Origin of the sequence: Knoellia remsis, from assembly GCF_003002895.1 — a bacterium.
Classification (GTDB): Bacteria; Actinomycetota; Actinomycetes; order Actinomycetales; family Dermatophilaceae; genus Knoellia; species Knoellia remsis.
In genome coordinates this window covers 87,846-97,417 of record NZ_PVTI01000012.1, presented here as the reverse complement: position 1 = coordinate 97,417, position 9,572 = coordinate 87,846, and the positions used below count along the sequence as shown (strand labels likewise).

The window sequence follows — 9,572 nt, the reverse complement described above, 5'->3', positions numbered from 1 at the left end:
CCATCTATGACCGGCAGCTCCTTGGCCGGGCGACCGGCACCGACCACCCGATCCCCGCACCCGATCCCGGAGGACAACCATGACCGCTTCCGTATCCACGACGACCACGCTGCGCCGACGCCGTGGCCTGACCGAGGAAGCCGCCACTGCCGCCGTCGACACCGCCTGCCGACGCCTTCGGCTACCGACAATCCGCGCGGTGGTCGAGGAGGCCGTCGCGGCCGCGACCAAGGACCAGCTCACCTACTCCGGATTCCTCGCCGAACTCCTGTTGGCCGAGGTCGACGACCGCGACCGCCGCTCCACCGCCCGCCGCGTCAAGATCGCCGGGTTCCCTCGCGAGAAGTACCTCGAGGACTTCGACCACGACGCCAACCCCAACATCAACCCCGCCCTCGTGCACACCCTCGCTGCCGGGGACTGGATCCGCCGCGGTGAGCCCCTCTGCCTGATCGGGGACTCCGGTACCGGCAAGAGCCACCTGCTCATCGCGCTCGGGACCGCCGCGGCGATGAAGGGATACCGGGTCAAGTACACCCTCGCCACGAGGCTGGTGAACGAGCTCGTCGAAGCCGCCGACGACAAGACCCTCACCAAGACGATCAACCGGTACGGCCGGGTCGACCTGCTCATCATCGACGAACTCGGCTACATGAGCCTGGACACCCGCGGCGCCGAGCTCCTCTTCCAGGTCCTGACTGAACGCGAAGAGAAGAACAGCATCGCGATCGCCTCCAACGAGTCGTTCGCCGGGTGGACCAAGACCTTCACCGACCCCCGCCTGTGCGCCGCGATCGTCGACCGCCTCACCTACGGCGGCACCATCATCGAAACCGGCACCAGCAGCTACCGCCTCAACCACACGCGCGCTGCTCGCTGACCTCAAGGATCGGTCATTATCTGGGCATGACCGAACGAGCTGGCCCGACCGAGGCGCAGGTCGCCGCGCTCGACGGCGCTGTCGCCGAACTGCTCGACCAGGGCATTATCGCGGGCTGGGTGGCCATTCAGACCGAACACTTCCGCAACCTGTTCCTCAGCAAGCAGCTGGGCTGCTGGCTCCTGTTCACATGGGCCGACGGATCGATCGAGATCGAAGAGGACTACCCGCCCTACGCGCTCGTGCCCGAGCTCTTGGCAGGCACCTTCACCGACGAGGACCGAAGCGCCAACTATCAAGTCGTGTGGGTCGCCGACGACCGCCGTGGCGACGCCTGGCAACGCTACGGAATCCACGAGTCACCAGGCCACTACATGGGTCTCGCTGCCAAGCAGCGCAAGCCGCGATAGCCGGCTCTCGACTTTCCGCGGGGTGGGGCCGAATCAAGCCGTCACCCTGGGGCCGGCCCGGGTTGACATAGACATTGAGTGGACCTCCGAGACGACGCGCGGTCACCGTCGTCGCGCTTGGTCACCCAGTCCTCTCCGTCTTTGTAGACGCTGTAGTCAGGCAGGCTTCTCACCTCCTTCGATGCTCATCGTCGGATCAGTTGGTGCGTGGAAGCGTGCTTGCTCGCCGGTCGTCGTATAGGCAGGACGCCTTCGGGGAGGTCTTCGTTGATGGAGGTGTCGAGGTCCCAGTTCAGCCAGGTCCGCACGTATCGAACGTCGAGGCCGAGAGCGTCCGCCGCGCTGTGAGCACCAAGGTCGGCGCGAGAAAGTGCCTGTTCTAACCAGACGGCCTGTTCGTGGCTTACAGCGACTGGCTCGCTCGTGTTCCACTTCCTTGCGCTGATCTGCTTGTACAAACTTCGTGCGTGCTGATCGTCGATGAGCCCTAACTGTCGCAGTCGTACGACGAGCATCTTGATCGCTACTCCCCAAATCTCCTTCAGCCTGGTGAGGGTGCTGAGGGTCACTCGACCGCCGAGCCTGTCCAAGTCGCTAAGTAACGGCTCTGCGGGCGCGAGAAAAGCGCCAGCGAACCGATGGGCTTGCTGTTCCACGAGGCGCGCCTGAGGCGCTGTTGACGGGGGTGGGGTCGTTGCATGCAACGCCAAGTGTCCGAGCTCATGGGCGACGGTGAACCGCTGGCGATCGCCGGATGGGCTAACGAGCCCACTCTGGTCAAGTCGCGGACGGCTTGCACGGATAACGGGTATCCCATCAACTCGCATGGACAAACCTAGGTGGCGACCCAACTCGTCATCCATGGGAAGCACGACGACACCTAGGCGTTCGGCCCGTCGGATGCAGTTGCCGACAACGTCATCGGACTGGAGGCCGGCTGCTGACCGTACGTCTCTCGCGAACTCCTCGATGGCGTGGTCGTCGTTGAGGTCGTCGTCAAACGTGGGTAGGAGCTCGGGGAGCCGTTTGAGCCGTAGTGATTCGATGGCCTCGACGGCCACTTCGGTGTCGGCGACGTATCGGTCGACGGCCTTCTTTGAAGCGTCGGCATACGCCCGTAGCCATGGCCGGGTTGTGATTGGTTGACGACTAGGACGGACGAGGTATTCAGGTGCGCACCCCAGCGAATCTGCCACTCGTTGGAGGCTGTCGCTGTCGAGTCCGTGGCGGCCGTGCTCGATCATGGACACCAGCCCGGTCGCAACCGCTGCCGTCTCCGAGAGTTGTGCCTGGCTCCACGAGTTGACGAGGCGCAGTCGCTGAATGCGCTGGCCGGTGTCCGCGGGATCGCTGAACACGGTGCCCTTCTCTGTGTCGGGTGATTTCGGACGTGAGAACTGTTTGGTCTTCAAGCCGTGCCAGACTCTTCTTCGCCGAGGGAGTCGTCGTCCCAAGGCAGGCCCTCGTTGGTGCCGCCGAAGGCACCGGGTTCGGTGGGAGGAGCCCCAGGCAGCATGTACGCGTGCCCCAGGATTAGTTCGCCTGGGCTGCCGTCGACATAGTCGCGAACCTCCGCCGCGAAGAGGTGCTCGATCTGATTGTCCAGGTTGAGCGTGTAGCCGAGGACCCACGGCTCCTCTGTGAACAGGGAGTCTGTGTCCGTCTTCATGATGCTGTCGCTGCTCGAGAGGATCCGGAACCCGCCCTCACTGACTTCCGCCGTGCGCACTCGGTAGCAGCGGTGGTATGTCCGGTCAAGACTCTCGAGGGAGTAACTGCCCCCTTCGCCGGGCACGACGTCGAGGCCCACATGGCTGGCCGCGATGGTCACGGCTTGGCGCATGAGTGCTCGGGCTAATCCAGACCGGGGGCGTTGCCCATCCTTGAAGCTGGGATCGTGCTCGAGGGCATCGCCGATGTGGTGGCCCCGCTCGTCGAACACCTCGCGAATCCAGAAAGCGACCAACTGAAGTCGACCGACTTCTTCGGGCGAGAGATGTGACATACGCATGAGGATATTCTCCTCTTCGTCACATTGGCAAGTGGGCGCGCCGCGTCGGGCTGAACGTGTGGCTGCTGGTCGCGATGTCGATCGAACCTGAGTAGGGCGCAAACCCTCAATTACGTACCCCTGCCCCGATGACGGTGGTCCTCCCGCTCCGCAGGTCGAGATCCTGGAGTGGCTCGGTCGGGCTGAGATCATCCCGGAGCCAAGTCGGGACGCGACGGTCCTGGTAGCCGATCGGGTCGGCGACGGCCCAGTCGAGTTCCCACTTCTCGAGATGGGGCCACTGATGGCCGTCTTCGTAGCGCAGGAGCGTGTGCTGGAGGCAACGGCCGAGACTGCCGCGCAGGTCCATGATCGAGGTGGGCCCGGGGATGACGTGGTCTAGGTATCCGACGATCTCGACGTCGGGTGCATAGCTGGCGAGCCAGCCGGCGCGATGGGTGTGTTCGCTGCCGATCTCGCCGGCGGCGAGCGTGGCGGCCAGGACGTTGAGATCGCGCGTCGGGTAGGTCGGCTCATCTCCGAGGGCCCACGCTGGGCGCGTTTCGATGCGCCTCACGCCCGGTCTCGCTGCCCTTCAAGGCGGATGCCAGACGAGCGGCTCGTCGGGTGGTTTCCCCAGTGCTGCCGCCGCAGCCGCGATCATCTCGTCGGGTGCGGGCCCGCCTGGCTGTCGCCCCTCGGACAGGGGTGCTGGGGCGAACTGGATCTCGCTGCCGGTATAGAGCGTCCAGAGCCTCGCGCCGAACCCGCGACGGTCTTCTCGTGTCGCGTCGGGCAAGAGCCGCCGGCCTTGGGCTTGTATTGCCGCGGGTTGGGCGGTGATGCGTCGGCGTTCGTAGTCGATTGGAGGCGAATCGGCGTGGAGCAGCTCGAAGAGGCGGCTGATCGCTTGGACGTAGGTGGGCCAGTGCCCGGCCTTGTCGATGGCGTGCCAGTGCCGGGCGCCGGTGCTGGCGCAGTGGGCGGGCATGCCGAGGTTGACGGCGATGAGTCGCCAACCGCGGTCGCTGGCGAAGCGGGCCAGCGCGATCGCGGCGAAGGCGCGTCCGAGCGGGGTGTCGACGCCGTGGCGGTCGTCGAGTTCCGCTGAGCCGAGCGTGATGGATCCGGGCCAGAGGGTGCTGGGGATTGACGACATCGGCAGATCCGGGAGGCACGCCGCTGGCGTGAGCGGCGTCGTCGTGGCTCGCCAGGCTTGGGGGTAGCAGGGGGCTGGCGTTCCGATGCGGAACTTCAGTTCGGCGCCCACGGTGAGCTGACCTTGATGCTGCTGGAGCGAGATTGCGGTCAGCAAGCCGTTGCGTGGCCGCTGTTGCACGTGGAACAGCGGGCCAATGGGAGCAACGCCTTCTTGGGCGTTGAAGCCGCGCACTTCCGCGGCGACGGAGGCGGCGTCGCGCAGCGAGGGCTGGGTGAGCAGGAGGTGCGCGACCTGTAGGCCATGCTCCTCCGCGAAACGGATGTCGGAGATCTTCGGGTCGAGGGTGTTCTCGGTGATGATCTCCGCTGCTGCCTCGTATGCCGTCGCGGCAGGGACATGGAAGCCGGCGACGACTACCTGCTCCTCGCGCGAGGCAGCGGCGATGAGCGTCCAAAGCCACTCCTGAGCGCCCAGTAGGTCGGGGTGCGCCTCCACGGTCGGGGTCTCGCTCAGCTGGGTGCCGCACCGTGCGCGGTATCGCTTGCCGGTGGAGGTGTCGATGAAGTCGTGGCAGGCGGTCGGGCTGCCGTCGTGGGCGAGCCAGGTGGGTTTGGCGAAGGGCGCGGCGTGGCAGTAGGGGCATCGCCACTCCAGCAGAACGCCGTGGTTGAGGCAGGCGAGGTGGTAGGGGTGCTGCCATGTCTCGGCCCATTGTCCGGTTTCGGCGAGGCAGCGGGGGCAGAAGCGGCTGGATCGGGTCCAGCGTTGGCTGCGGCGGCACCGAATGTCGGACCAGTAGTGCGCGTCGAGCCGGTCGAGCGAGGCCCCGATGACGGAGCAGCGGGCGGCTTGCTGAGGCGGGTCGAGCCCGGCCCGGGCGAAGCCAGTCGGGTCTGCCTCGACCATGGCCGGCAGGTCAGGCTGTGCCTGGCTGCGGTGGTCGATGCCGAGTTCGGCCAGGACGCCGGTGACCGTGATGCCGTAGCGATGAGCAAGCCGCCGCAGCCATCCGGCGAGCGACTCATCGTCTCCTCGGGGGACGTAGATGGGCCAGCGGTAGATGTCATACCCACCGACGATCGTCCGCAGTGCTCGCGGTCCAGCCACCGCCGATGGCCGGACGGGGTCAGCCCACGGCTGCAGCACTGGTCTCGGAGGCATTGTCGGCGACAGACATGGACAGGACGTCGGCCGTGATGTCCTCGATCCCGGTGGCGACAGCGACGTGGCACGCGTGCTCGAGCAGACCGGTCAGTGAGCCGATGCGACCCTGTGTGCGGCGGAACAGCTCCCGGGCGTGCCGGGTGAGGACATCGGGCGGGGCGTCGGCCAGCAGGAGCTGTGACTGCAGGGCAGCAAGCAGGTCGACCCAGGCCCGGAATCCGGCGTCGGTCGAGAGCGTGAACGGGGCCACAGCGCAGCGTGTGGTCCGACGACCCATCTGGGCCACCTCAACGGACTTGGGATTCCCTTGCGTGCCTTCGGTGAAGAAGCGCCGCCCCAGCAGGCCCACCCCCGTGTACATGAACGTCACCGGTAGAGCGTTGGCCAACCCCTTCAGGTGGTTGGCGACCGCCTTGCCGTCACGGTGGCTGTAGTCAACGAAGTGAAGGTCGTCGATGATGATCAGACGGGTCTCGCCAGTGGTGACGGCGTCGACGACCAGGGCGACCAGATCGGCCTTGGTGTCTCGGGAGCCGGCTGGGTGCCGGTAGAACTTGAGGATCTGCTTGTTCAGGTCCTTGAGCGTGGTTGCGCTCCGGAGCGGCACGTAGACGACCGGCAACCGTTGGGATCCGGTATCGGTCGTCGGCCCATACCGCCGGTAGATACGCCGGTGGAAGTCCCTGCCGTAGCGGGTGGCGATGGTGGTCTTGCCCAGTGCCGGTTCAGAGTCGATGACCACGGCTCCGCGGAGTCGGTCGCCGTCGCGATGGTTGCCAGCCATGACCTGGTCGATGACGGAGTAGGCCGCCGCGACCTGAGTGGTGCGGACGGCGGCGGGGTTGGCGTGCCACACCGCACGCGCTGCGTTGTAGTCCTCCAAAGCGTCGTCCGACAGCGCGCCCATTTCATCTCGCGACAGGGACGGCAGGGGGTCGCGCGGGCCAGAGTTGACGAAGGCGTCCCAGCCGACCTTGTCGGCCAGCACGTAGGACTGGCGATCGTTGGTGCGAAGCCAGGCGGCCCACGGATTGGTCACTGCTCCCCCGGTCAGTCGTCGAGTAGGTCGAAGCCGCCGGCGTCGGGCTGGGCGGCGTAGTAGCGCTCGAACACCTCATCCAGGTCGTCGGGATGTTCTTGAGGGCGGTGTTCCTGGCGTCGGCTCAGCAGGTCGATCACTCCAGGCAACGAGGCCCGTTCCTCGGGTTTGACGTCGGAATCGGGCTCGAACGAGCTGGGCATGCTGGCGATGCGGATCGCTAGGTTGCGTTCCCGACGGCCCATCACTTCCTCACGTGTCCATCGGGCGAGCAGATCCTCGACGGCTTGCTGCGGGTCGACGTGCCGGTTTTCTCGGATGGTCAGTCGCCGCGTGTAGTCGGCGGCGTCCTTGCTGAATGGGGCGTTGATTCCCACGGCGAGACGCCATTCCAAGGGATGCCAAGCGTCGTTGGCCGGGTCCCGGAAGTAGACGGTCCGGATGTCGTCGACGTCGACCAGGATCGGCCACTTCCCTGGGTGAGTTCCCCCGTAGTTCGAGCGGTGTCCTCGGTACGGGTTGAGGGCGGGCCCGTCGTAGCGACGGGTGTCGATGTCCACGCCGTAGTGGTTGATCTTGCGCCACTGGACCTCCATGAGCTCGTAGCGCAGGTCTTCGCGCGTTGGGAGTCGCAGCAGGCCGGAGACCTCGATGCCGCGGTTGAACATCTCCTGGGGCGAGAGGTCCACGCCGGGTAGGCGTGGGTCCCGCAATCCCTTGTGTGCCTTGACGTGGTAGACGTCGCCGACCCACTCCCTGATCAGCTGCTCAAGCTCGGTGACGAAGTAGAACGCGCCCTTCTCCACGTCCTTGCCGCGGGAAGCGATGTTCGGCCCCTTGTATCCGCTGAGCTTGTCCAGCAGTGATTGGCGTAGCGTCCGGAAGAACCGCTCGAGGACGGGCTTGTCTGTCGGTTTGTCGGGGATCGCGGGCTGGACTGAGATTCCGAGTCGACGGCAGGAACCGAGCGTGTGCTCGGACATATAGACGTTGCCGTGGTCGATGACGATGGTGTCGGGAAGGACCCCGATCGACCCGAGGACCACGTTCTCGGGAACACCGGCGTAGGGGCCAGTTGGCGCGCTGGGCTCCCGGCCCCACTGCTGCGGAGTCAGGCACTGGAGGAGGACACTGGCCACATCCGCGGACTTCGCTGCCACCGGCCGCAGGCGGATTCCCTTGATCGAGCGGTCAAAGAGGTCCATCGCCACCGTCAGCTCGGTGTTGACCCAGCGCATGGTCACCGGCTCCATCGCGAAGACGTCGAGCTTGTATCCATCCATCAGGACGTATTCGCCTGGCCGGGTCGGGCGAAGCTGACCGAGGACTCCCTGGGGCCGCTTCGCGACGGATCGACGCCGGGGTGCGTCGCTGAACGTGTACTTGCCCGCGTCGAGCTCGACGACTCGCCGATACGCCACTGCCCGGGTCGGTGGCTTTCCGTCGGGCACCTCGCGCAGGAACGCCTTCGTTGCCCGGCTGATGACCGTCTGCTTCGACGGTGTCGACCGGTTGACGTATTCGTGCAGGATCGCGACGCACGCCTCGTCCCAGCGCGGATCCACGCTACGCCGGGTCTCTTGGAGAACACGTTCGTCGATCAAACCCTCCGGACCGAGGTGCTGGAAACGGCGCAGCCTGCGCTGGACGGTACGGATGGAAACGCCGAGATCATCGGCCGCCCGCCGGATGGCAATTGCTTGCTCATCCAACGCGGACTCCAACAGGACGCTGAAGACGGTCACCTCCCGCTCGAGGCTGGACCTCTTCTTGCTCGACAGACTTGCCCAGGCGACGTTGCGCGGGAGGGGCAGCCCGTCGGGGTCCGGTTGGTGCCCGGACTCGGCGGGACTTGCAGTGTCGATCAGCTCTGCCACGGTCACCGTGCGATACCGTCCGTCGCCGGCGTTCAGCCTCACCGTGGTCGCGTCGACCTCGCACACCGACCACGCCTCCCCGTCGAACCAGAGCCGGCTGCCGACGCGGACCTCAAGAACAGCGTTGTTCGTCATGGACCTCTCGAATCGTCCGGATCTCGGTGCTCATATCGATCGGCTGATCGAGCGCGACCTGCCACGTCTGCTTCCAGAGCAGCGCGATGAGCGCCGCCCGCAGGGTGGCACTGGAGTGGGGTGACCGAGATGCCTCGGCCAGGGCTGCACCGAGAGTGCGTCCAGGACGACCTGCACGGGCCAGCGTGGCCATCGCGTCGGAATCGACGAACCGGGCGCGACGTCCCTGGGCGAGGAAGCGGACGTTCGTCAGTTCGATCGGATCCGCGCCCGACCAGATCGAGTACCTCCAGCCGCGTACGGCCAGCAATCGTCCAGTCCAGTCGAGAACCACCGCGACATCGGGCTTGTCCAACATGTCGGCAGGCTTGACGTCGACGACCTCCACAGTTCCGTTGCGATGAAGCAGCAGGTAGTCCGGCACGTGTCGACGTAGCGCATCGCCGTCGCGACCGGAGATGCCGAATGGCTGGCTCGCGATGGCCACCACGTCACGGTCGAAGTCGGCAAGCATCAGCCGGTCGCGCTCCAGCAGGCTCTCGTAGCCCACGTGGTCTCCCACTGTGGCGGACCACCACCAACCTGGGTAGTGCCCCATCCCCGCATAGGAGGGGAAGGACCGAACCGGTAGTCCCCGGGCCACCTCCGCCGACGGAGCCAAGTTCAGCGTCGTGATCACGTCCTGGCCCATGAAGGACGTGTACCGGAACTCGACCATCCGCTCGCGCGGCTGCGTGGCCACCAGACCAGCGTCCACCCGCGCGACAAGTTAGCGAGACAACGACACGCCTGCGACAAGAAAGTGAGACAACGACAAGTAGATCGAGAACCTACAACCCGGTTCGTTGGAAAAGTTGGGCCGACCCGGAACAACTCGGCCGTTCCCAGAGTTGAGTCAAGTGAACGCAAGTTTGG

Annotated in this window: 9 protein-coding genes; 2 read left to right on the top strand and 7 right to left on the bottom strand. The window is 65.9% G+C overall.

The features are described 5' to 3' along the window. The first annotated feature begins 79 nt into the window (after positions 1-79). Together istB and BCF74_RS08920 are read left to right on the top strand one after the other, a co-directional pair. Positions 80-880 carry an IS21-like element helper ATPase IstB gene (gene istB, locus BCF74_RS08925; RefSeq protein WP_106297606.1) on the top strand — a complete coding sequence of 267 codons (801 nt, stop codon included), beginning with the start codon at positions 80-82 and terminating at the stop codon, positions 878-880. Positions 881-906: 26 nt separating this feature from the next. Then, positions 907-1,290, top strand: a complete 384-nt coding sequence (locus BCF74_RS08920; RefSeq protein WP_106297605.1) for a hypothetical protein — start codon at positions 907-909, stop codon at positions 1,288-1,290. A gap of 185 nt (positions 1,291-1,475) precedes the next feature. Here BCF74_RS08920 and BCF74_RS08915 read toward each other — a convergent pair whose 3' ends face one another. The 7 genes from BCF74_RS08915 to BCF74_RS08885 form a co-directional block, all read right to left on the bottom strand. After that, entirely contained in the window at positions 1,476-2,648 is a 1,173-nt protein-coding gene (locus BCF74_RS08915; RefSeq protein WP_106297604.1) for an XRE family transcriptional regulator, read from the bottom strand. A 50-nt stretch (positions 2,649-2,698) separates the two neighbouring features. Then, a complete protein-coding gene (locus BCF74_RS08910; protein ID WP_146132912.1) occupies positions 2,699-3,295 on the bottom strand; it encodes a hypothetical protein in 597 nt (198 codons plus the stop codon). Between the two features lie 112 nt (positions 3,296-3,407). After that, on the bottom strand, positions 3,408-3,857 hold the full coding sequence (locus BCF74_RS08905; RefSeq protein WP_106297602.1) for a hypothetical protein: 450 nt from the start codon (positions 3,855-3,857) through the stop codon (positions 3,408-3,410). An 18-nt stretch (positions 3,858-3,875) separates the two neighbouring features. Next, on the bottom strand, positions 3,876-5,549 hold the full coding sequence (locus BCF74_RS08900) for a TniQ family protein (protein WP_170070192.1): 1,674 nt from the start codon (positions 5,547-5,549) through the stop codon (positions 3,876-3,878). A 19-nt stretch (positions 5,550-5,568) separates the two neighbouring features. Beyond that, positions 5,569-6,645: a TniB family NTP-binding protein gene (locus BCF74_RS08895; RefSeq protein ID WP_048543492.1), complete on the bottom strand. Its 1,077-nt coding sequence runs from the start codon at positions 6,643-6,645 to the stop codon at positions 5,569-5,571. Between the two features lie 11 nt (positions 6,646-6,656). After that, positions 6,657-8,657 carry a helix-turn-helix domain-containing protein gene (locus tag BCF74_RS08890; protein WP_048543491.1) on the bottom strand — a complete coding sequence of 667 codons (2,001 nt, stop codon included), beginning with the start codon at positions 8,655-8,657 and terminating at the stop codon, positions 6,657-6,659. Further along, positions 8,635-9,399 carry a TnsA-like heteromeric transposase endonuclease subunit gene (locus BCF74_RS08885; protein WP_048548640.1) on the bottom strand — a complete coding sequence of 255 codons (765 nt, stop codon included), beginning with the start codon at positions 9,397-9,399 and terminating at the stop codon, positions 8,635-8,637. Before BCF74_RS08885 ends, BCF74_RS08890 begins: the two co-directional genes overlap by 23 nt. Positions 9,400-9,572 lie beyond the last annotated feature (173 nt).

What these genes read in the sequence shown, in the direction of transcription:
- BCF74_RS08920 (WP_106297605.1), top strand. Translation starts at nt 907, where the DNA reads ATGACCGAACGAGCTGGCCCGACCGAGGCGCAGGTCGCCGCGCTCGAC.
- BCF74_RS08910 (WP_146132912.1), bottom strand. Translation starts at nt 3,295, where the DNA reads ATGTCACATCTCTCGCCCGAAGAAGTCGGTCGACTTCAGTTGGTCGCT.
- BCF74_RS08890 (WP_048543491.1), bottom strand. Translation starts at nt 8,657, where the DNA reads ATGACGAACAACGCTGTTCTTGAGGTCCGCGTCGGCAGCCGGCTCTGG.
- istB (WP_106297606.1), top strand. Translation starts at nt 80, where the DNA reads ATGACCGCTTCCGTATCCACGACGACCACGCTGCGCCGACGCCGTGGC.